At 44.6% G+C, this 23338-nt stretch carries 20 protein-coding genes; 14 read left to right on the forward strand and 6 right to left on the reverse strand.

The features are described from left to right. Window positions 1–24 precede the first annotated feature (24 nt). The gene (locus AABA11_RS11745; protein WP_420915697.1) at window positions 25–2742 is read right to left on the reverse strand and encodes a DNA translocase FtsK; all 2718 of its coding nucleotides are present in this window, start codon (window positions 2740–2742) and stop codon (window positions 25–27) included. Window positions 2743–2902: 160 nt separating this feature from the next. Further along, window positions 2903–3778, reverse strand: coding sequence for a hypothetical protein (locus AABA11_RS11750; protein WP_338268134.1), 876 nt, complete (start codon window positions 3776–3778; stop codon window positions 2903–2905). A gap of 538 nt (window positions 3779–4316) precedes the next feature. Here AABA11_RS11750 and aat point away from each other — a divergent pair. Both aat and infA read left to right on the forward strand, forming a co-directional pair. Continuing rightward, window positions 4317–5060, forward strand: coding sequence for a leucyl/phenylalanyl-tRNA--protein transferase (gene aat / locus AABA11_RS11755; protein ID WP_338268136.1), 744 nt, complete (start codon window positions 4317–4319; stop codon window positions 5058–5060). A gap of 226 nt (window positions 5061–5286) precedes the next feature. Beyond that, entirely contained in the window at window positions 5287–5505 is a 219-nt protein-coding gene (gene infA / locus AABA11_RS11760; RefSeq protein ID WP_012070936.1) for a translation initiation factor IF-1, read from the forward strand. A 187-nt stretch (window positions 5506–5692) separates the two neighbouring features. Here the strand turns inward: infA and clpA are convergent, their stop codons facing one another. Together clpA and clpS are read right to left on the reverse strand one after the other, a co-directional pair. After that, window positions 5693–7948, reverse strand: a complete 2256-nt coding sequence (clpA, locus tag AABA11_RS11765) for an ATP-dependent Clp protease ATP-binding subunit ClpA (protein WP_338268146.1) — start codon at window positions 7946–7948, stop codon at window positions 5693–5695. A 20-nt stretch (window positions 7949–7968) separates the two neighbouring features. Next, on the reverse strand, window positions 7969–8319 hold the full coding sequence (gene clpS / locus AABA11_RS11770) for an ATP-dependent Clp protease adapter ClpS (protein ID WP_265728136.1): 351 nt from the start codon (window positions 8317–8319) through the stop codon (window positions 7969–7971). A 311-nt stretch (window positions 8320–8630) separates the two neighbouring features. On the opposite strand from clpS, the gene AABA11_RS11775 reads away from it, so the two are divergent. The 6 genes from AABA11_RS11775 (at window position 8631) to AABA11_RS11800 (ending at window position 14398) form a co-directional block, all read left to right on the forward strand. After that, window positions 8631–8885: a cold shock domain-containing protein gene (locus AABA11_RS11775; RefSeq protein WP_265728135.1), complete on the forward strand. Its 255-nt coding sequence runs from the start codon at window positions 8631–8633 to the stop codon at window positions 8883–8885. A 123-nt stretch (window positions 8886–9008) separates the two neighbouring features. Then, on the forward strand, window positions 9009–9737 hold the full coding sequence (locus tag AABA11_RS11780) for a pseudouridine synthase (protein WP_338268152.1): 729 nt from the start codon (window positions 9009–9011) through the stop codon (window positions 9735–9737). Further along, window positions 9673–10077 carry an NUDIX domain-containing protein gene (locus tag AABA11_RS11785; protein WP_338268154.1) on the forward strand — a complete coding sequence of 135 codons (405 nt, stop codon included), beginning with the start codon at window positions 9673–9675 and terminating at the stop codon, window positions 10075–10077. Before AABA11_RS11780 ends, AABA11_RS11785 begins: the two co-directional genes overlap by 65 nt. A gap of 74 nt (window positions 10078–10151) precedes the next feature. After that, a complete protein-coding gene (gene mnmA, locus AABA11_RS11790; RefSeq protein WP_338268156.1) occupies window positions 10152–11273 on the forward strand; it encodes a tRNA 2-thiouridine(34) synthase MnmA in 1122 nt (373 codons plus the stop codon). A 17-nt stretch (window positions 11274–11290) separates the two neighbouring features. Then, window positions 11291–11920, forward strand: coding sequence for a high frequency lysogenization protein HflD (gene hflD / locus AABA11_RS11795; protein ID WP_338268158.1), 630 nt, complete (start codon window positions 11291–11293; stop codon window positions 11918–11920). A 255-nt stretch (window positions 11921–12175) separates the two neighbouring features. After that, a complete protein-coding gene (locus AABA11_RS11800; RefSeq protein ID WP_338268160.1) occupies window positions 12176–14398 on the forward strand; it encodes an NADP-dependent isocitrate dehydrogenase in 2223 nt (740 codons plus the stop codon). A gap of 150 nt (window positions 14399–14548) precedes the next feature. Here the strand turns inward: AABA11_RS11800 and AABA11_RS11805 are convergent, their stop codons facing one another. Further along, the gene (locus AABA11_RS11805; RefSeq protein ID WP_338268161.1) at window positions 14549–16150 is read right to left on the reverse strand and encodes a methyl-accepting chemotaxis protein; all 1602 of its coding nucleotides are present in this window, start codon (window positions 16148–16150) and stop codon (window positions 14549–14551) included. Between the two features lie 314 nt (window positions 16151–16464). On the opposite strand from AABA11_RS11805, the gene purB reads away from it, so the two are divergent. The 3 genes from purB to AABA11_RS11820 all read left to right on the forward strand — a co-directional run bounded on the left by purB (window position 16465) and on the right by AABA11_RS11820 (window position 19598). After that, a complete protein-coding gene (gene purB / locus AABA11_RS11810) occupies window positions 16465–17838 on the forward strand; it encodes an adenylosuccinate lyase (protein WP_338268164.1) in 1374 nt (457 codons plus the stop codon). Window positions 17839–17953: 115 nt separating this feature from the next. Beyond that, window positions 17954–19156, forward strand: a complete 1203-nt coding sequence (locus AABA11_RS11815) for a cupin domain-containing protein (protein WP_338268166.1) — start codon at window positions 17954–17956, stop codon at window positions 19154–19156. A 25-nt stretch (window positions 19157–19181) separates the two neighbouring features. Continuing rightward, window positions 19182–19598, forward strand: a complete 417-nt coding sequence (locus AABA11_RS11820) for a GNAT family N-acetyltransferase (RefSeq protein ID WP_338268169.1) — start codon at window positions 19182–19184, stop codon at window positions 19596–19598. Window positions 19599–19688: 90 nt separating this feature from the next. Here the strand turns inward: AABA11_RS11820 and AABA11_RS11825 are convergent, their stop codons facing one another. Continuing rightward, window positions 19689–20309, reverse strand: a complete 621-nt coding sequence (locus AABA11_RS11825) for a BamJ family beta-barrel-assembly machinery protein (RefSeq protein ID WP_265728125.1) — start codon at window positions 20307–20309, stop codon at window positions 19689–19691. 188 nt (window positions 20310–20497) lie between these two features. On the opposite strand from AABA11_RS11825, the gene AABA11_RS11830 reads away from it, so the two are divergent. The 3 genes from AABA11_RS11830 (at window position 20498) to AABA11_RS11840 (ending at window position 23323) form a co-directional block, all read left to right on the forward strand. Next, a complete protein-coding gene (locus AABA11_RS11830) occupies window positions 20498–20710 on the forward strand; it encodes a hypothetical protein (RefSeq protein ID WP_265728124.1) in 213 nt (70 codons plus the stop codon). Between the two features lie 44 nt (window positions 20711–20754). Next, the gene (locus AABA11_RS11835) at window positions 20755–21237 is read left to right on the forward strand and encodes a universal stress protein (protein ID WP_338268175.1); all 483 of its coding nucleotides are present in this window, start codon (window positions 20755–20757) and stop codon (window positions 21235–21237) included. Window positions 21238–21325: 88 nt separating this feature from the next. Next, window positions 21326–23323: a DNA topoisomerase III gene (locus AABA11_RS11840; RefSeq protein WP_338268178.1), complete on the forward strand. Its 1998-nt coding sequence runs from the start codon at window positions 21326–21328 to the stop codon at window positions 23321–23323. The last annotated feature ends 15 nt before the right edge of the window (window positions 23324–23338 follow it).

Consider the following 23338-nt stretch of genomic DNA (forward strand, 5'->3'; position numbering starts at 1 on the left):
GCCTTAAAAATTTTACGCTAACCTTTACTCTGGAATTAAAATATCTCTTTGCCCATTGGTGCCCATTGGGCCAACCAATCCAGCCGCTTCCATGGCTTCTACGAGATTAGCCGCCCTGTTGTACCCTATTTTTAATCGGCGTTGTATAGAAGAGATAGAAGCTTTACGCGTTTCAATGACTATTTTCACCGCTTCGTCATAAAGTGCGTCTTTATCTTCGCTGTCATCACCTGACATTAAGTCTTCTGGATTCACCACAACATCGTTTATGTATTCTGGCTCCCCACGCTGCTTCCATTCTTCAACCACAGCGTGCACTTCATCATCGGAAACAAAAGCGCCATGAACCCTTATAGGAGTTGGCAAACCGGAAGGAAGGTACAACATATCCCCCATGCCCAATAACTGATCGGCTCCACCTTGATCAAGAATCGTCCTAGAGTCAATTTTAGAGGACACTTGAAACGCCATACGCGTGGGGATATTGGCTTTAATCAGACCGGTAATAACGTCCACCGATGGGCGCTGAGTCGCCAGAATCAAATGGATGCCCGCCGCTCGCGCCTTTTGTGCAATTCGAGCAATCAACTCTTCGACTTTTTTACCAACGATCATCATCATGTCAGCAAATTCGTCGACTATGATCACAATGTAAGGCAGTGGCTCTAGATGCGGAACCGTTCGAGCGACACCGTCTTCTGAAAACATCGCCATCTCAGGCTGCCACAGTGGATCCTCTATGGGTTTACCCGCATCCATCGCATCACGTACTTTTTTGTTGTAACCCGCAATGTTGCGCACACCGAGCTTCGACATCAACTTATATCGGCGCTCCATTTCATCTACCGACCAACGCAAACCGTTTGCCGCGTCTTTCATGTCTGTAATAACTGGCGTCAAAAGATGTGGAATGCCTTCATAAATCGACAATTCCAGCATTTTCGGGTCAACCATGATCATACGAACTTCGTCTGGCGTTGACTTCAATAACATGCTTAAAATCATCGCATTCACACCAACTGACTTACCAGAACCCGTTGTCCCCGCCACCAAGACATGGGGCATTTTAGCTAAGTCGACCACCACAGGCTCACCAGAAATATCATGGCCAAGAGACAAAGTTAGAGGGGATGAAGACCGATCATAGGCATCACAGTTTATGACCTCAGAAAAATACACCGTGTCCCGCACCTGATTGGGGATTTCAATGCCGATGGTGGATTTACCTGCAATGACTTCCACCACTCGCACACTCATAACGCTTAAAGAACGGGCAAGATCTTTTGCTAAATTCGTGATTCTGGATACTTTCACACCCGGTGCCGGCTGAATTTCAAAACGCGTGATAACTGGTCCTGGGTTTACCTCAACCACTTCGGCTTTTACCCCAAAGTCCTGCAAGCGTTGCTCAAGCAACTCTGATAAAGCCAACAACTCATCTTCTGAATAACCACCTTGCTTAGGTTTTGGCTTGGTGAGAACCGAGCGATCAGGCAAAGAGTAAACTTCTACTTTTTTATTACTCTCAGCTTCATCGGAATAAGGCCCAGAAAGAGAATCCAATTGCTTGGCTTCCGATAACGTTCGAAACGCTGGCTTATGAGCAGGAGGAATAACAAAAGCTGAATCCTCTTCAAACAACATGGCATCCGCTTGCTCTTTAGAAACAGTAGATGAAGGTACTTGGATCTGAGAAGGCTCTTGATCTGCAGCTGAATTTTCCGTCACTGGCGAGGCAGTATCCGCCGCAGCGGTTGGCTTGGGTTTTGGCGTATCCCAAGACTCTTCTATGTAAAGCGTATCACCAAAGTTTACCTCATCATCTAGAGACAGCTCATCCAGACCACCAAACTCAGGTTCTTCATGGACGCGATTCGACGATTCCTCCGTCACAGCATCTTTCGATGATCTGTCCTTTGATTTAGACAATAAAGACAAAAAGCCAAATCGAGACCTTTTACCTTCCTGCACATCCACATCATTGGAATCATCCAACTCAATACGGTCTGCCTCTTTCGTTTCAGCCGTGTCTTTTTTAGCTAAACGCCTTTTTCTGACGATGGCAGGTTCTTCAATAATATCGTCAACAGCCCCATCTAGATCCGCTTTTTTCTGATGTCTCAACTCTTGTCGAGCTGACCATTTTTGTCGAATATGCATAATCAACGCAAAAGCCTTTTCACCCAATCCATCCATCAGGCTTAACCAATGCAGTTGCGCCAACAAAGTAAAAGACAGCACAACCAAGGCGAGACTGACTAACGTCGCTCCGTCGTAGCCAATAAAGCCATATAACAAGACACCAAGACCGCGCCCTAAGATGCCGCCAGTGCCATATTGCAATGATGGTTCACCAACGGTATGCAAAAAACACAACACAGAGCCAAAAGATAAATACAAAATGCTGCCAATAGTACATAACAACGCATTATTAAGAGGCAACAGGGAATGTGGGTTACGCCATATAATAATGGCAACCCAAAAAAACAAAGGCGGTAAGGAATAAAACAAAGAACCAAAAAAGCCAGATGCTAAATCTGCGATAACAGCACCGATTGGCCCCATAGAGTTCTGAGTCGCTGCACCGCTACCAGAATAAAACCAACCCGCATCAGCTGGGTTGTAAGTATAGGTCGCCAACCCAAAAAAGAATAATAACAATAGGGCAGTAATAAACGCTGCCTGTTTGGCAAACATATCCCAAATTGGTGATCGTACCGACTCACTCATTTTTTCTGACAAAACACGCCTTCCTATCTTATGCCAAGCAAAACAAAATTGACTCCATATCACGGAGCGACAAGTTCGCTAAGCTTACCATAAAAAAAGCCAACCCAAAGGGTTGGCTTTCGCTTTAACTAAGAAAGACTACTTTTAAGAAAACACTTTTAAAAGTAAAGTCTTAGAAAGAAGCTTTAGCACCAATACGAGTCTCTTCTTTTAGATCATCACCAGAAAGAGCCGCTGCATAATAAGTGATATCACCAGCTGTATAGAAAGCAGCAACTTCAGTGTTGTTATCGTCTGTACCTGCAGCAGCCTCTAAGTCAGTTGAGTTCTGAATACCAAGAGTAAACGCATCAGATACTGCAAAAGTAACACCTACTGTAGTAACACCAATATCAGTATCAGTTGTACCAGTAGTTGTTGTACCACCAGCATATGAAGCTATAAATGTTGCTGGTCCAACTGGAACAGAAACACCTATTGCATAGTTAGACACTTCATCTTTAACTTTAGCAGAACTTTCACCAGCATAAGTACCAGCTGAAAGATCAAGAGAAGCCATGCCTAGATCTACGCTATAGTCTGCTGCAAAACCAACACCGTCTTGACCAGTTTTCATTTCTAGTGCAACAACCAAACCTGATCCAAGATCATAACGAACACCTAGATCAGTTTTAGAACCGTCACCGTATTCACCTTCAATTACTCGTGTTGCTTTCAAGTAAGCATCATCAGAGATAGACCCATCGAAGTCACCAAAAGATACAGCACCTTGAGTTACTGTTGCTTTAACAATAGTTGCTACATTCTCACGAAACTCAACAAGAGCCGCGACAACACCTGTATCAACATTTAAATTAAGCTCACCTTTGCTTCTCCAAGTATTGTTATTGGCAGCTGCGCCTGCAGCATCAGCATGGGTATCACCAAGTAAACGATACTCAAGACCAGCTTGACCAGAGATAACTGCCTCAGCTGCAAAAGTAGTTGTAGAAACAGCAACTGCAACAGCAGATACCGCAAACACAGAAGCAAGTTTAATCGCTTTCATTCAAGATTCCCCTTTATATTATATTATGTGGTCTTGTAGACCTTTTGACTGATTTTCGTCTAACCAAGAAACGTTGTTAAATCAACGACTCGTGTATCTTAAAACCGATCAGTTTCACTTTTGTGACAATTGCCAAAAAAGCAAATTATCTGTAGTTCCCAACACCGTATTCAATGATCTTTTCGAACTACCGTTTAGGACTGCATCGATTAAAACCAAGTTTTCTATTACTGGTCAAGCACTCCTTGCACTTTTTTTCTTTTTTTTTCATTTTACCCCCTTTTTTGAGTAAAAAACACTCAACCAGGACATCAAGGAACAAAAAAAATCGATTTTTCATGCACAATCTAACGAATTAAGCATAACATTGTGTCAACAAGTCGCAAGTCGAATACCTTTTCTTCCTTACTTTTCATATCGGTATACGGTTTTTTTTCTTTAATGTTTTCTGCAAAAATTTTCCGAGGATAGTTTTTCAGTCCAAAAAAACTATAATTAACGGACCATTTCGCGATCGCCTTAGGACAATCGACACACTATGCCTTCCCCAGCAAATAACGAGCCACATGAACTAATACTGCTCTCAGAGTCACCGTACGACACCCCTAACCCAGAAAAAGCATTACAAGACCCAGAAGGCTTGTCAGCGATTGGGGGAGATTTAAGCACAACCCGATTACTGCATCTCTACAGTAAAGGCTTTTTCCCATGGTTTAGTGATCCAGATCCTATTTTGTGGTGGCACCCAGAAGAAAGATGCGTTTTGTCACCAAACGATTTCCATACTGCTAAGTCTCTTAAAAAGGCCTTAAAGAAGCAAAGTTGGTGTTTTTCGGTGAATCAGGCGTTTGAATCTGTCATCGGGCATTGTTCAGCGCTGCGAGCCGACAAAGAAGGCACGTGGATTTCAGAGGACATTAAGAAGGCGTATACAAAATTAAACAAATTAGGCTACGCCCATTCAATAGAAGTCTGGCTAGACAATAAGCTGGTTGGCGGCTTTTATGGCGTGGCTATGGGAAATATGTTTTTTGGTGAATCTATGTTTTCGTTGGTGCCAAATGCATCAAAAATTGCGCTCAAAACTTTTTGCGACCTCAGTAAAAACAGCAACATCAAACTGATAGACTGCCAAGTGGAGTCAGACCACCTGTTAACACTTGGTGCGAAAAGCATCTCCCGCGCTCAATTCTGCGGCGCTTTAGAACAACTCATACCTAACATTAAAAAGAACGCTTACCTGATTAAGATGGGCAATAATCCAGAAAAACAGCCGATCTAGAATAAAAATAGACGCCTTAACCGTGCAACTAGGTTTGCCTTACGCTGCATTTTTAGGCAAAATACGCTCGATCAAAATTCAGACGTCGCTAAATACACAATCATCATTTAGATATTTAGCGCTCAATCGGCCAAGAAAAACCTCTTTTTTCTTCGTCTGCAGACCTTCACTGTTGCAGGTCGGCGTCTACTAAACAATAGTAAGTTAACACTATAGGACACACATTGTGGCAAAAGAAGAAGGCTTAGAAATGGAAGGCACTATCATTGATACGTTGCCTAACACCATGTTCCGCGTCGAATTAGAAAACGGGCATGTCGTGATTGCACATATCTCTGGTAAAATGCGTAAAAACTACATTCGTATTTTGACTGGCGACAAGGTAAAAGTTGAACTAACACCTTACGACCTTTCAAAAGGCCGTATTGTTTATCGAGCACGTTAATTTAAACAGCGTGATACACGCTATTTAAACGAATGACATAAAAAAACCGGACCCTGTCCGGTTTTTTTATGTCGCTAATACCTGTAGGTCGGCCTTTAGGCCGTCAAAAGACCGATAACACTAAGCCAAAAACCTTGACGCACTAAAGCACGACCCACAAGATCGACGGAGTTCGCTTTGTGACAGTTTAATGAACAACGGCCTCTTTAATCACCTCGAACTTAAGTTCATCGCTCTTTTCATCCAACGCCACTTTGACGTGTCCACCATCATGCAGGTCGCCAAATAAAATCTGGTCTGCAAGCGGTTTTTTAAGATGCTCCTGAATCACTCGAGCCATGGGGCGAGCCCCCATTTGACGATCATAGCCTTTATTCGCCAACCAGCCTCTCGCCGTATCCGACACTTCCAGTAGGACACCTTTAGGATCTAGCTGCGCCTGTAGTTCCACCAAGAACTTATCAACCACGTTAAAAATAATACGTTCATCCAGTTGCTGAAACTGAATCACAGCGTCTAAGCGGTTTCTAAACTCAGGCGTAAAGGTTCGATTAATCACCTCCATACCGTCGGTTGAGTTGTCCTGGCTAGAGAATCCAATTGAACGTCGAGCCAGTTCTTCCGCCCCAGCGTTGGATGTCATCACTAAGATCACATTACGGAAGTCCGCTTTGCGTCCGTTATTATCCGTCAAGGTACCATGATCCATCACTTGCAAAAGCAAGTTAAAGACTTCTGGGTGAGCTTTTTCTATTTCATCCAGCAGCACGACACTGTGTGGGTTTTTCGTCACAGCTTCGGTTAGCAAGCCGCCTTGATCAAAACCAACATACCCTGGTGGCGCACCAATCAATCGAGACACCGCATGACGCTCCATGTACTCAGACATATCAAAGCGAATCAACTCAAGCCCCAACTGTTTCGCAAGCTGCTTAGTGACTTCCGTCTTACCAACCCCTGTTGGGCCCGCCATGAGGAAAGAACCTATCGGTTTTTGTTCTGCCTTCAAACCAGCACGAGATAATTTAATCGCAGCAGACAAAGAATCAATGGCATTGTCTTGCCCGAACACCACCATTTTCAGGTTGCGCTCAAGATTAGACAGTACTTGTCTATCATCAGAGTTTACCGCCCTTACTGGCACTCGCGCTATTTTGGAAACGATATCTTCAATATCCGCGACCGTGATCACAGCTTTACGCTTATCTTCCGGCTGCAGCCGCTGAAACGCCCCAGCTTCATCCACAACGTCAATCGCCTTGTCTGGCATATGACGATCCGTTACATAACGCTGAGCAAGCTCTGCAGCAGCCAACAAAGCTGGCTCTTCGTATTTCACCTTATGATGTTCTTCAAACGCCCCAATGATGCCTTTCAGAATTTGATACGTATCGTCTACGCTTGGCTCATTGACATCGATTTTCTGGAAACGACGCGCCAAAGCGTGGTCTTTTTCAAACACACCGCGAAACTCTTGGAAAGTCGTTGAACCAATGCAACGCAAACCACCCGAGCTCAAGACGGGCTTAAGCAGATTAGAAGCATCCATAACGCCGCCTGATGCAGCGCCAGCCCCAATAATGGTATGAATTTCATCAATAAACAGTATCGCGTTTGGAAGCTTTTTCAGCTCACCAAGCAATTGCTTTAGACGCTTTTCAAAGTCACCACGGTATTTTGTGCCCGCCAACAAAGCGCCCAAATCTAACGAATAAACGACGCCATCCGCGATAACGTCTGGCACTTGACCGTCAACAATTCGCTTAGCCAAACCTTCAGCGATGGCCGTTTTACCTACACCCGATTCACCCACCAATAGAGGGTTATTTTTACGACGACGAGACAACGTTTGTATCACTCGCTCAACTTCGTATTCACGGCCAATCAGCTTGTCTATTTTCCCAGCTTTGGCTTCTTCATTAAGATTGGTGGCAAATTTTTGCAGTGGCGCGGTGGCAGTATCTTCTGCCTCATCCTCGTGATCCAAGTCTTGAGAGGATGCATCGCCTGTTTTGGAAATGCCGTGCGCGACGTAGTTAACAACATCAATACGCGCTACACCATGTCGTTTTAATAAGTAGACAGTCTGACTTTCTTGCTCACTAAAAATCGCCACCAGCACGTTCGCACCAGTTACTTCGCGCTTTCCAGAGGATTGCACATGAAAAACAGCACGCTGTAATACACGCTGAAACCCTAAAGTAGGTTGAACTTCACGCTCTTCATCGTCTTCAGGAATAAGAGGCGTTGTACTGTCTACAAACTCCTCGAGCTCTTTACTTAGGGTGTCCAAATTCACACCGCATGCTTTAAGGACGCTTGAAGCAGCGCCGTTTTCAATAAGAGCAAGTAGTAAATGCTCCACCGTCATGAATTCATGGCGCTTGTCTCGCGCCGCTTTGAAAGCCGTATTCAGGGTTTGTTCTAGTTCTTTATCTAACATTGCTATTCCCTCACTCTGAATCAGTCGACCTTTTGTAGGTCACACATTAAGGGGTGCTCATTTTGTTCCACGAACTGTTGTACCATTGCTACTTTCGTTTCAGCAATATCAAAGGGATAAATTCCACAAACGCCTTTCCCTTTCATATGTACTTCTAACATTACCTGATTAGCCTTCTCCCCATCCATAGAAAAAAACCTCTGTAACACAAATACGACAAAATCCATTGGCGTATAGTCATCATTAAACAGCACCACTTGATACATAGAAGGCGGTTTTAGTTCCGTTTCTTCCGGTGCAATCGCAATACTGGAATGCCCATGCTGTTCGTCATCTTCTGATACTAGTCTAATTTGTTGATCTACAATCATTCCACGCCTCTGAGGCTACAATTTTTCACGCAATCTGCCAGATAAGACACATTGCGGCGTATTTATATAACATTATGTACGTCTGCTAATGCAAAACAGATTACCACTTGGATTTTACAAATGCCAAAAGGGCTTCTACGCTCTTTATTGGGGTGAACAAATGTGCAATCAATGTTTATGAGTAAAATTCTAGCATTGATTCTTTAAAAACAATTTGCACCTATTTAGCAATCTACGCTATCCAGACTATATTTTACTTTAAACCGCCCGATACAGGGCAAACAATGTTCTGAGTGGATAAGGAGTGGCTCATGCATCATGGATCAGTGAAGTGGTTTAACAATGCGAAAGGATACGGATTTATTGTCTCTGAGGATTTTAATGAAGACTTATTTATTCATTATTCTGCTATTAATGTTGAAGGCTATAAAACCTTAAAAGCTGGGCAAGCCGTCACATTTGATGTGGAACCAGGCGAAAGAGGGTTACACGCAATTGAAATCAACCCCACCGTCTCAAATCAAGAGGATGCAACCGAAAACATTAAGAAAACTCAGCTCGCATAACCGCCAGCCACGTCGCTATCCAAGGACAAATTTGGTATCTTACTCTCTCAATTACGGGGAGTAAGATAAGCCAGCTCGGCTCTTTTTTTACTTCGTACCACATCAAAAACCTTTGCAGAACTCATGCCCTCAAATTTACTTCTCTTTAACAAGCCCTTTCGTGTACTCAGCCAGTTCTCTGCTGAAGGCGATAAAACCACTCTTGCTCAGTACATTAATGTCCCTGAGTTTTACCCCGCTGGAAGACTAGATTTTGATTCCGAAGGCCTTTTACTGCTAACGAATCAAGGCGCCTTACAACACATCATTGCCTCTCCAGATTTTAAGCTCCCCAAAACCTACTGGGTTCAGGTAGAGGGCGATATTTCTGATGAAGCATTAGCAAAACTAAGGCAAGGCGTTGAGTTAAAAGATGGTCTAACAAAACCCGCCCAAGCAGAACGTATGACAGAGCCCGAGGTATGGGATCGGGCACCCCCCGTTCGTTATAGAGAGGCCATTCCTACTAGCTGGCTGTCTCTGCAAATCCGCGAGGGTAAAAATCGACAAGTTCGCCGAATGACGGCCGCGGTTGGCTTTCCTACGTTGCGACTGATTCGCTATGCCATTGGACCCTATACTTTAGAAAATACAGCCATCGGCGAGTGGAACTACATAGAACCAACAGACACCCTACTTAAAGAGGTCACTCAGTTTGAAGAACAAAGAAAGAGAAAGGCTGCCTCACCTAACCGTCGCCGCCCTAGTGAGAAAGGTCAACAAAGACACCAAGGAAACAAAGTATCTCATGGTGAAGGAATGGCAAGACGGAAACCTAGTCCTAAACCAGCCAGCCGGCCACATCGAAAATAACGAAAGCGTTTTAGACGCGGTTGTTCGCGAAGCAAAAGAGGAGTCAGGCTGGCTAGTGAAACCTATCGGCCTGCTTGGCATGTACGCTTTCACCCCCTTCGAAGGCGCAGATACCTATCATCGCCTGTGCGTATTGTGCGAGGCCATGAACGAAACCCACGAACCGCTCGATGACGACATTGTTTCTAGCCATTGGTTAAGCTACGAAGACATCATGGCTCTCCCCCATCGCAGCCCATTAATTAAAACCTGTATTGAAGATTCATTTAATAACCCCATTATCCCTTTATCTTTTGTATCGGATCAATTTCTTCGGCCTGTGCCTAGATCAAGAAAGTGATACAATAACGGACATTTAATTTATCTGAGGCCCTGCCTCTTCGCGCGAATATAACAGTCGAGAAATCACAGCACATGAAAGAAAGTCCTATTGCGAATAACGCAAACAGCTCCAAAAAAGTCATTGTCGGTATGTCCGGCGGTGTCGACTCCTCTGTATCTGCACTTATCTTGATGCAACAGGGTTATCAGGTTGAAGGTCTTTTCATGAAAAACTGGGACGAAGACGATGGCACAGAATATTGTACTGCCAAAGACGACTTAGCCGATGCGCAAGCGGTATCCGATAAATTAGGCATCAAGCTGCACACGGCGAACTTCGCTGCAGAATACTGGGACAACGTTTTCGAACATTTTCTGGCCGAATACAAAGCGGGACGGACGCCAAACCCTGACATTTTGTGCAACAAAGAAATCAAATTTAAAGCCTTCTTAGAATACGCCATGGCGCTTAATGCCGATTACATCGCCACCGGCCACTACGTTCGTCGTGGTGAAAAAGACGGACAGCCTCTTCTTTTAAAAGGCTTGGATGGAAATAAAGACCAAAGCTATTTTTTATACGCCGTTGGCAAGGACGAAATCGCCAAAACACTGTTCCCTGTAGGTGAACTAGAAAAACCAGAAGTACGCCGTTTGGCCGAAGAGTTTGGTTTGGTCACTCACAATAAAAAAGACAGCACAGGTATTTGCTTCATCGGCGAACGTCGCTTCAAAGACTTTTTAGAGCAATATTTGCCTGCTCAACCAGGCGACATAGAAACACTACAAGGTGACAAAATTGCTCGCCACCATGGTTTGATGTACCACACTATTGGTCAGCGCCAAGGTTTAGGCATTGGCGGTCTCGCTAAATACTCAGACGATCCATGGTATGTAGTTGAAAAAGACCTAGAGCGCAATGTATTGATCGTGACGCAAGGCGGCCAACATGAATCCTTATTCAAAACTCACTTAATTGCTGACAATTTTGATTGGGTAGCGAGAGAAAAACCTGCTTTCCCACTGACGTGCAAAGCCAAATGCCGTTACCGCCAAGCGGATCAAGATTGCACTATTAATGAGCTGGCCGATGGTCGTGTTGAGGTTTCTTTTGTCGAACCACAAAGAGCCATCACACCAGGGCAGTCTGTTGTGTTTTACGTAGATGAAATATGCCTAGGTGGCGGTATCATCAACGTCGCCTTTAACAAGTAATGACTAAGAGAGAAAACGTGAGTAGCAGAGAAAAAGAGCAAACCATTGCCCTATCAGCTGTTTTCCAAGCCGCTGAGCTCGTGGCCGTCCTCGCTAAAACCGGGAAAGTTGACAATACTAGCTTACAGCCATTATTAGAGAGCCTTTTGATGGTGAATGCGGCCTCTACAGAAGATATTTACGGCGGCCAATGGGATTGTTCAAGCAACCTGGCACTGGGCAGACGAATTACCAGACAAGCATTAGGAAAAGAACGCAGCAGCGTTAACCCTGACACATTAAGATACGCTCTGAGTCTGATTCATCTAGAAAACAAGTTATCAAAAGCGCCAGAAATGCTGTCGTTGATTGGGCAGAAAATTGGGCAAATCGAGCAGAAAAAAGCGCATTATGACAGCGTTCTTCATGAAAACATGTTGGCGTCTATTTCTGGTATGTACCAAGACACCTTGAGCAAGCTATCTTTTCGCATTCAAGTTCACGGAGACAGCCGGTTTTTACAACAACCGCACGTCGCCAATCAAGTTCGGGCTATTTTAATGTCGGGGATTCGAGCCGCCATGTTATGGCGACAATTAGGTGGAAAACGCTGGCATTTGATTTTTAAACGCAAAGCATTATTGAATGCATTAGAGTCACGCAGTTAATACTTTAAAGGCCCAATATTGGGTCTTTTTTATGTTTAAAAATCACCAAAATCGGAACGCCAGCAATACAATAATTGAAATCAATTTCCACTATATCTGACAGCCAATATCTCTACCTTGGTTTTTTAGGTAGTATATCGTACAAATTTTTAACCTATGCGGGTTAACCTGTAAGAGCAGTTTTAAATTAGGGAATGGCGGCTAAAAGTCATCTTCGATTCAATAGGCTAATGCCTAAAATGTTAGGGGAATTACATGTCAACGAAACAAACCATTTACTATACATTTACTGATGAGGCACCAGCTCTGGCTACCGCGTCTCTACTTCCTATCTTTGGCGCATTCGCTAAAGAAGCAGACATCGAACTAAAACTGACAGACATTTCTTTGGCTAGTCGTGTTATTTCTGCTTTTTCAGATCGACTTCCAGCGGACAAACAAGCGGAAGACGGCTTAAAATTCCTAGGCGACCTAACAGCAAACCCAGAAGCAAACATTGTTAAGCTGCCAAACATCAGTGCATCTTTACCACAACTTAACGCTACAATTAAAGAGTTGAACGCGGAAGGTTACGGTCTACCTGAGTACCCAGAAAACCCACAAACTGACGAAGAAAAAGACGTACAAGCGCGTTACTCTAAAGTGCTTGGTAGTGCGGTAAACCCAGTTCTACGTCAGGGCAACTCTGACCGTCGTGCGCCAGCAGCGGTAAAAGGCTTCGCTCGCAAAAACCCTCATTCAATGGGCAAATGGAGCAAAACCTCTGTTTCTCACGTTGATTACATGCGTGATGGCGATTTCTACTCTTCTGAGCAGTCCGTAACAATGGATTCCGCTCAAACCGTTAATATTGAATTCGTAGGCAAAGACGGTTCTGTGGAAGTGAAAAAGTCACTTCCTCTTCTTGCTGGCGAAATCCTAGACAGCATGAACATCAGCTGCACAAAACTTCGCGCTTTCTTTGAAGCAACGTTACAAGAAGCGAAAGAAGACAACATTATGTGGTCTGTGCATTTAAAAGCCACCATGATGAAAGTGTCTCACCCAATCGTATTTGGTCACGCGGTCACGGTTTTCTATAAAGACGTATTCGAAAAATACGGCGAACTTTTCAAAGAAATCGGCGTAAACCCAAACAACGGCTTAGGCAGTGTTTACGATAAAATCAAAACGCTTCCTGAAGCAAAGCAAGAAGAAATCAAACAAGCGATTCAAGACGTTTACAAAACGCGTCCTGAGTTAGCCATGGTTGATTCAGACAAAGGCATCACCAACCTACACGTACCAAGCGACGTTATCGTTGATGCATCTATGCCTGCAATGATCCGTAACTCTGGCAAAATGTGGGGCCGTGACGGCAAGGCACACGATGCGAAAGCCGTTATTCCAGACAGCACTTACGCTCGCATCTACCAAGAAACCATCAACTTCTGTAAAACTAACGGCGCATTCAACCCTGTTACAATGGGCACAGTGCCAAACGTTGGCCTTATGGCACAGAAAGCAGAAGAGTACGGTTCTCACGACAAGACATACGAAATGAAGGCAGATGGTGTTATGCGCGTTGTAGACGCAAATGGCAACGTTCTAATGCAACACAATGTTGAGAAAGGCGACATCTGGCGCGCTTGCCAAACTAAAGATGCGGCCATTCGCGACTGGGTGAAATTAGGCGTTACTCGCGCTCGTCAGTCTGACACACCGGCTGTGTTCTGGTTAGAAGAAGCTCGTCCACACGACAACGGCCTTCGCAAAAAAGTTGAATTGTACCTAAAAGACCATGACACAACAGGTCTAGACATTCGCATCATGTCTTACAACGAAGCAATCCGTTTCTCTATGGAGCGCATTATTCGTGGTAAAGACACCATTTCTGTAACGGGCAATATTCTACGTGACTACTTGACTGACTTGTTCCCAATCTTAGAGTTGGGCACGTCTGCGAAAATGTTGTCTATCGTACCAATGCTGAATGGCGGCGGCATGTACGAGACGGGTGCGGGCGGCTCTGCTCCTAAGCACGTTCAACAGCTTATGGAAGAAAACTACCTTCGTTGGGACTCTCTAGGTGAATTCCTTGCTGTGGCCGTGTCTTTTGAAGAGCTTGGCATTAAGCACAGCAACGAGAAAGCGAAAATCCTTGCTAAGTGCCTAGATAAAGCAACAGGAAAGTTACTAGACACTAACAAGTCACCGTCTCGTAAAGTGGGTGAAATCGATAACCGTGGTAGCCATTTCTACCTAGCACTTTACTGGTCACAAGAGCTTGCAGCACAAACTGAAGATGCCGCATTAGCAGCGAAATTCGCACCACTAGCGGAACAACTTGCTGATAACGAAGATAAGATTGTTGCGGAACTGGCGGCAGTACAAGGTAAGCCTTCTGGTCTATCTGGTTACTACCACATGGATCTAAATGAAGTGGCTAAGATCATGCGTCCTAGTGCGACATTTAATACAGCATTAGCAACGCTTTAAGCTTATTGATTAAGTAAACAGCTATGAAAAAGCCCGAGTAACAGAGTTACTCGGGCTTTTCTTTGTCTATTCTGTAGAATCCGTTATGACTATTGGAGATACTCTAGTAATAGCCACCCTAAAAGACAGAACGAAGAACGAGCCTTAAAACTACACTTTAAAGCTTGAGATAAGATCAGACAACGCTTTCGATTGCCCTAATACTTGCTTAGCCGCCACATTTGACTGTTCAGCGTTAACACTGGTCAATTCCGCCTCATCGCGAATAGAGCGAATTCGCCCATCAATGTTTTCTGATGCCGCAGCTTGCTGCTCCATTGCCGATGCGATTTCAATCGCCATAGAGGAGATATTCCCCATAGAAGACGTAATCGTATACAAGGCGTCTTTTGCTTTTAATGACTGAGCAACACTTTGTTCAGCCTGCAGCTTACTTTCACCCATAACCAGCACGGCATCTTGAGAGCCTTTTTGCAATTGGGTAATCATCACCTGAATTTGTTCTGTGGAATCTTGAGTACGTTGCGCAAGCGTACGAACTTCATCAGCAACTACCGCAAATCCACGACCCTGCTCACCGGCACGCGCTGCTTCAATCGCTGCGTTTAATGCTAACAAATTGGTTTGATCCGCAATGCCACGAATCGAATCTAAAATACTACCGACATCCGTGGTTTCTTTTTCCAAGGCTTGCAGTACGCGGGATGCCTTTTCAACGCCTTCAGACAATTGCTGTATGGACACAACGCTGTTATTAACAACAGTTTCCACTTCTTTTGCGATACTGTCCGATTCCTTTGCCGCTTTCGCCGCCGCATCGGCACTGTCTGCTACATGACGAACCGTGGTTTGCATCTCTGCTACAACGCTGGCAATACCAGACGTTTCTTTTTGCAGCCCTTGCATGCCTGTTCGCGTTTTATTAGAAGCCACCAACATTTGCTCGCCCGCCACAGACAACTGAGTAGATTGTCCTTGCTGAGTAACCACCAGGTCCTGTATACCTTTAATAAAGACGTTAAAACTGTGCGCGACCGACGCCAATTCGTCTTTACCTTTGTCATCCAAGCGAACCGTTAAATCACGCGCACCAACAGAAATATTATGCAGTGACGATTCAAGCGAGTTCAGATCAGGAAGTATGCGGCGACGCAAAATCAAAATAACCCCAACAATCACCACACCAGAAAGTAAGCTGCTGATTAGCGATAAGAATTCTGAATCCTCTAACGCCGCAATCGATACCCGCTCACTTTCTGCAAATTGCGCAGTCAGTTCATCCGCAATTTTTTCCAGTGACTCAGCCAACTGAGCCGATTCTTCGTCCAGTCCACCAGGGCCCTTCATCAGGTTATTGCCGGCCTCAGTACCTTTTTGAATATAAGCGTACGCCATTTCACGGCCGACTTTGTTTACGTTATTTAATTTTTTTTCTAGCTCTAGTACACGGGCGCGATACGCTGGAATAATGTTTTCAAGCTCTTTTAAGCTTTGCATTGCGCTTTTCATGCTCGCATCGGCCTCAGGTAAAGCATCGTCTCCCCGAGTAGCGCCCATATCAGTCAAAAACTGCTGAACCTGTACAACATAGTAGCGAGCGTCTTTCATCGTTGACACCGCCTGAGATAACACAGCTTGGTGTCGGATGGCCTCTTTATTCTTATTCAAACTAAGTTGAGTAATGGCATAAAGAGAAGATAAAGCTATCAACACTATGGCAATAACCAAGTTCATTATTCGACTGATCTTCATTATAATTTTCCTAAGTAGTGATCAAAACAGCCCGCATTTAAAAAAAACACATGACCGTATTATTTATTTGCCGCATCATACAAGCGTGCAAAGAATAAGGCATCGACAAATAACAAAAATCCCGAGTCAGTAACAAAAAAACGTCTGCATTTACAAAAAGACACTAACTGTCTATTCCAACACAGCAAAAATGCGCATCAGCGGCGGAGAAAAGCCAAGCCGATCCATGCATATTTTCAGACTGGCGTAGCGGTAGAGTCCGCTTTTGCCTATAATAGCGGCTCCCTGAAAACCATGTTCGAGGCGTTATCTCAATGGAATTAACTAGCTTAAATGCAATTTCCCCTATCGACGGTCGTTACGGATCGAAAACAAACGTACTACGTCGCTCCGTGAGCGAGTATGGTTTGCTGCGTATGCGAGTCATAGTCGAAGTTCGCTGGCTACAGGCTCTTGCCAAACACCCACAAATCATCGAAGTTCCTGCATTGAGTAATGAAGCGAGTGCTCTGCTGGATCAGCTTGCTGAAAACTTCAGTGAAGCCGATGCACAAGCCATTAAAGACATTGAGAAAACCACGAACCACGATGTCAAAGCGGTTGAATATTTCATCAAGAACAAAATGGCAGACAATACAGAACTTGCTGCTATCTCTGAGTTTGTTCACTTTGCTTGTACATCAGAAGACATCAACAACCTATCTCATGCATTGATGTTGCGTGAAGCATTGGAAGAAGGCATTGTTCCAGAGCTTAAAAACGTTATCAAAGCCGTTCAAGATCTAGCCATCGAGCACGCCGAGCAATCTATGCTGTCTCGCACACACGGCCAAACCGCATCACCAACCACAGTTGGTAAAGAAATGGCCAACGTAGCAGCACGTCTTAGCCGTCAACTTAAGCAAATCGAAAACGTTGAATTTTTAGGCAAAATCAACGGTGCAGTGGGCAACTACAACGCTCACCTTTCTGCTTACCCAGATGTGGATTGGCAAGCACACGCTGAGGCGTTTGTTACGTCTTTAGGTTTGACATGGAACCCTTACACGACTCAAATCGAGCCACATGATTACATCGCTGAATTGTACGATGCGATTTGTCGCTTCAACACCATCTTGATCGATTTCGACCGCGATGTGTGGGGCTACATTTCCATGGGCTTCTTCAAGCAAAAAACCATTGCTGGCGAAATCGGCTCTTCGACCATGCCTCACAAAGTTAACCCAATCGACTTCGAAAACTCCGAAGGCAACTTGGGCATTGCAAACGCAATCATGGGTCACTTGAGCGCTAAATTGCCAATCTCTCGCTGGCAGCGCGACCTAACGGATTCCACGGTTCTTCGTAACCTTGGCGTTGGTTTGGCTCACAGCTTAATCGCTTACCAAGCAACTCTAAAAGGCATCAGCAAATTGGAAATCAATGCGCCTCGTCTTGAAGCAGACCTTAACAATGCATGGGAAGTATTGGCAGAACCAATTCAGACCGTCATGCGTCGTTACGGCATCGAATCTCCATACGAGAAGCTAAAAGAGCTAACGCGCGGCCGAGCTATCGACCAAGCAACGATCGAAGCCTTTGTTGATACGCTAGACATGCCTGAACAAGCCAAAGCTGAGCTAAAAAAGCTAACGCCTGCGACCTATATCGGTAATGCTGTGGCACAAGCAAAAGCGATCCGTAGCTAAAACAAACTCTGAATAAGCGTAATAAAAAGAGCCGATTTATCGGCTCTTTTTGCCTTTAAAACTACTAATCTTTAGCAATATCACTACTTTCTTTGTTCTTTTTAATGAGCGATTTATGACAGACCTAAATACACCGTTGGCTATTCTTGGTGGCATGACAGCCCAAATCTTTATCGACGAATATTGGCAAAAAAAGCCGCTATTGATTCGCGGTGGTCTTGTTGACTTCACTCTGCCATTGGAAGCCGATGAGCTTGCTGGCATGGCAATGGAAGGAGACATTGAATCTCGTATTGTGATCGAAAATGGGCTAAGACCATGGGAAATGCGCCAAGGGCCTTTTACCGAAGACACATTTGCCACCCTACCCGAGAAAGAATGGACCTTGTTAGTCCAAGCCGTTGATCATTGGGTACCAGAAATTCAAAACCTAAAAGAACAATTTGAGTTTCTACCCAGCTGGCGTTTAGACGATGTGATGGTCAGCTACGCAACCGAAGGTGGCAGCGTTGGCCCACATTATGACCAATACGATGTGTTTCTAGTGCAAGTATCTGGTAAACGCCGCTGGCAAGTACTCGCTCCAGACGAATACCAAGACTCAGCCATTCCAAACATTAAGCTGCACATTCTCGATAATTTTACCGTTAATCCAGACATGGACTGGGAAGTTGAAGCGGGCGACATTCTCTATTTACCCCCTAATTTTGCCCACAACGGCCGAGCACTCGATGACGAATGCATGACCTATTCCATCGGCTTTCGTGCGCCAAGCATGCAAGATGTCTTAACTGGCATCCGCGATAAAATTTGTGAAACAGACAATGTGAAAGATCGTTTTGCCGCGCCAGAAACCGCCAACCGTCAACACAGTGCGCACATCAGTAAAGATGACATTCAGTACTTACAAGATCAGTTTGCTCGCCTAGTGAATCAACCTGACCTCTTAGCAGAATGGCTGGGCGAGACCATGAGCGAAAGCAAATACCCTGAGTATCTTGCACCGCTCAACCAAGACGAACTTGACGAGGCGTTCACAAACGCAACACAAGGCCAAACCTTCCTTCGCCCAGGTGATGCGCGCATTTGTTATTATGTGCAACAAAGTGCTGACGATAACGCAAAAATTCGCGTATTTTGCAATGGCGAAAATCTGCTGGTTGATGCGGAGCTAACCGGTTTTGTTGAAGCCGTTTGCCATCAAATTGAATTCGATTTCTCTGGATTGGATTTGACACAAAACAGTGATCTAGAGCCTCTCGTGCGATTTTTAATTCGTCAGCAAGGGCTAATCGAGTTGGTCGCGTCAGAAGAATAAAAGGACAAAAAATGAAGGCATTCATATGAAGGTATTAACATCAGACTGGAACAGCAGTAAAGACCAGCTTAGTTTTGTGCGCAAGCAAGTCTTTATTCTTGAACTGGGCATTCCTGCAGAAGAAGAATGGGATGATCAAGATGAAGACGCGGTGCATTTTGTGTCTTTTGGCACCACCGCAGTCCCTACCGGAACCTGTCGATTATCGGAAGATGGCCAAATTAGCAAACTGGCCGTTTTACCCGCCTACCGCCACCAAGGGTACGGTGAAATGCTACTCATCCGTGCGATCAAAGTTGCGAGGGAAATGGGGTTCCGAAAAGTCTTTTTGAATGCCTTAGTCGATGTGCAAACCTTCTATGAAAAGCAGAACTTTTACACGGATGGAAAAGTCTTTTTAGGCGCGGGTAAATTACACATTCGCATGGAACGCGATATTTAAAGAAAGAAGACAATAAAAAACCGAGTCACTCAGGCAGAGTGACTCGGTTTATTGCGCTCAATGTTACGTTAGAGACTTTGGATTGTTTAATTAAACAATCGCAATCAACTCAACATCAAATTGCAACACAGAGAAAGGTTGAATCATCGCACCAGCGCCTTGAGCACCGTACGCCAACTCAGCAGGAATAGTAAGACGGTATTTTGCACCTTCTTTCATCAACTGTAGACCTTCAGTCCAACCAGCAATTACACCCGTTAAAGGGAACTCAATTGGCTCGCCACGAGCAATAGAGCTGTCAAATACTTGTCCGTCAATCAAACGACCTTCGTAATGAACTCGAACGGTGTTTTCGCGAACAGGAGTAGCGCCAGTACCTTCTTCCAGTACTTCAAACTGAAGACCACTTTGTGTCGTTTGCACACCTTCTTTTGCTTTGTTTGCCGCAAGAAAGTCTTCGCCTGCCTTTACGTTTTCTTCAGACGCAGCACGACCTTTTTCTTCCATTTTTTGCTGAAGCTCAGCAAAAGCTGCTTCTAGCTCTGCACCAGGGACGCGCATTTCAACGCCATTTAAAGCATCTTCGATCGCTGCAAAAAGGTGAGTCAAAGACAATTCACCTAGATCACTACCACGTAGTTGATCACCAATTTGACGACCAATGCCGTATGCAATTTTTGCTTCGTTAGAGTCGAACGACAGTTCTGACATGTTTACACTCTCTTATTCGGTTACTAAAAAATGGAAGGCACATCATAACATAGGCAAATCTTATGAGCTTGTTTTTCAAATCTCCCTTCCCTGTTACTGACATATGAAAATATATTAATCAGCACCATAGATTTATTAAATGATATTCATTATCATCTAAAGATTCCAACATCCTTCAGGAGGACGCTATGAAATCCAAAAGCTTTATCCCGTCTCCCAAGAGATACACAGATCCCAAAAAGCCAACCGATTATTGGGGAGTGTTGTTTATCAGTTTCATTTTAGTGTCGTCGATGAGCTGCTTTTTATTTGCGAATCACAGTGACAAAAACATTCACAAACTATCAGACACAGCGCAACCATTAAGCACAATGATCGTTGATCTAGATCAGAGCAGTTAAAGCGAAATGGAATATGCTATAGGAACATAAAAGAGGATCTTGCCATGTTACCTAAAATTAACACCATTGTTTATGCTTGCGATCTGGACAACCACACTCAATCAGCAATGGCACTTGTTATGAGCTTAGCAAAAACCAATGCTGCCAAAGTCATTCTAATGCACGCTATGGAGCCATTAAACGCTCAAGCATCGAACATGATTAACAACTACATCACGGAAGAAGTCAGAACGGCAATGCGCAAAGATGCCGTGGCGGAGATCAACGCGCGAGCGCAAAAAACGCTGTCTGAATTCATGGAAGCATACGCCAGTGAGCTTGATGATTTGAGCCAAGCGCCAGAGACAGTGATTGTCAATGGCGTGCCAGCTGAATCCATTCAGAAAGTAGCAAAAGAGCACAATGCCGACTTAATCGTTATGAATAGCCGAACCCACAGCCGATTAGGGCAGATGATTCTTGGCTCCACCGCAAATAAAGTCATCCATAGCAGCAGTATTCCTGTCTTAGTTGTACCTATTAAATAGAAGTTGCACTAATTAAATAGCGGTTTACGCTAGCCACTGTTGTTTCTCTTAGATACACTTACTGTATATATAAACAGTAAGTGTATCTATGATTCTCTATATTGCCGAAAAACCCAGCCTTGCTCGTGCCATTGCCGCAGCACTCCCCTCTCCTCAAAAGAAAGAAGAAGGTTGCATCTGGTTACCCAATGGAGACTGCATCAGCTGGTGCATAGGACACTTGCTTGAACAAGCCGAACCTCATCAATACAACTCAGCGTATAAAACCTGGAATCTAGACCACTTGCCGATTATCCCTGACGACTGGCAATGGCAGGAAAAAGCCAACACCAAAAGGCAACTTAGCATTCTCAAAAAACTCATCAAAAAAGCCACAACCTTGGTTCATGCCGGTGACCCGGATCGAGAAGGTCAATTGCTCGTTGATGAAGTACTGCATTACGCCAAGGTTCCCGCGCAGAAACTCAAAAACACTCAGCGACTTTTGGTCAATGACTTGACCCCCGCAGCGATTAAAAAGGCGCTCAATACTCTGCGCTCAAATACGGAATTTGCAGCCTTATCTCGTTCGGCACTGGGTCGCGCTCGGGCAGACTGGTTGTATGGTCTTAATCTCACTCGTGCTTATACCATTAAAGGCCGACAAGCGGGCTATCAGGGAGTGTTATCCATAGGTCGCGTGCAAACCCCCATATTGGGACTGGTTGCCATGCGTGACAAAGAACGAGAAAACTTTGTTCCTAAGAACTTTTATCAGGTATGGGCAAACATACAAACACCACAAGGTGAAAGTTTCCAAGCAAAATGGCTTCCAAGTGACGCATGTCGCCCTTATATGGACGAAGAAAATCGTGTACTGAGTCTACCGCTTGCACAAAATGTCGCCAATCGCATCAGCAATAAACCGGCCACAGTCATTGACGCGAACTACAAACAAAAAAAACAATCAGCACCCCTTCCATACAGCTTATCTGCATTGCAGATTGATGCAGCAAAGGCGTTTTCGCTCTCCGCACAGCAAGTGCTAGACACCTGTCAAACACTGTATGAACGCCACCAAATGATCACCTACCCAAGATCGGATTGTCGTTACTTACCCTCTCAACAGCACAAAGACGCACCAGCGATCATCGATGCGCTTGTTCGATCTGGTGGGGACATCCAGCAAGGAGCAAAGAACGCGGACGCTTCGCGAAAAAACAAAGCCTGGAATGACAAACAAGTAACCGCCCATCACGCGATCATCCCCACCACACAAGCCCATAAAGCCGCGTCTCTTTCCAAAACAGAAGCATTGGTGTTTAACCTGATCGCTCGTCAATATCTCATGCAGTTCTACCCAGATTACGACTATCTAGCGTCTTATATTAAAGTAGACATTGAAGGTGGGCTTTTCGAAGCAAAAGGAAATACGCCTATCGCACTAGGCTGGAAAGCATTACTGCCAAACAAAGGTAAGAACAAAGACACAGAAGATGAAAATCAGAACGAACTGCCAAAGCTGAACAAAAATGACGCTTTGTGGTGTGACCAAGGTCAAGTACAAGAAAAAATCACTACGCCTCCCGCGGCTTTCACAGACGCCACGTTACTGGCCGCCATGACTGGCATTAGTCGATTCGTCACCGACAAAGACATCAAGGCAATCCTCAAAGAAACGGATGGTCTTGGCACTGAAGCAACACGAGCCAGCATTATTGAACTGCTGTTCAAACGTGGTTTTTTAATAAGACAAGGCAAACAAATTCACGCCAGTCAGACTGGCCGAGCTTTTATTGACTGCTTGCCAGAACAGCTCGTCACACCAGACATGACTGCGAAATGGGAAGCCGCATTGAATGGCATTAGCCTTGGTGAAGCAAGCTACCAAGAGTTCATGACACAATTAGAAAGCAATTTAAATCACCTATTAACAGCGTCGCGTGATATGCCCATATCAGCATTACAAAATTTACCCGCGCCCACTAAAAACCCATTCGCAAAACGTAAAACGTCATCTCCTAAGAAAACACCAAGGACACGAAAAACAACGACTTCTACAACACCGTCGTCACATAAAAAAAGACGCTCAAAAGCGCCTTCTTAGCAACACAACCACGAC

Origin of the sequence: Marinomonas pontica (genome assembly GCF_036322735.1) — a bacterium.
Taxonomy (GTDB): domain Bacteria; phylum Pseudomonadota; class Gammaproteobacteria; order Pseudomonadales; family Marinomonadaceae; genus Marinomonas; species Marinomonas pontica.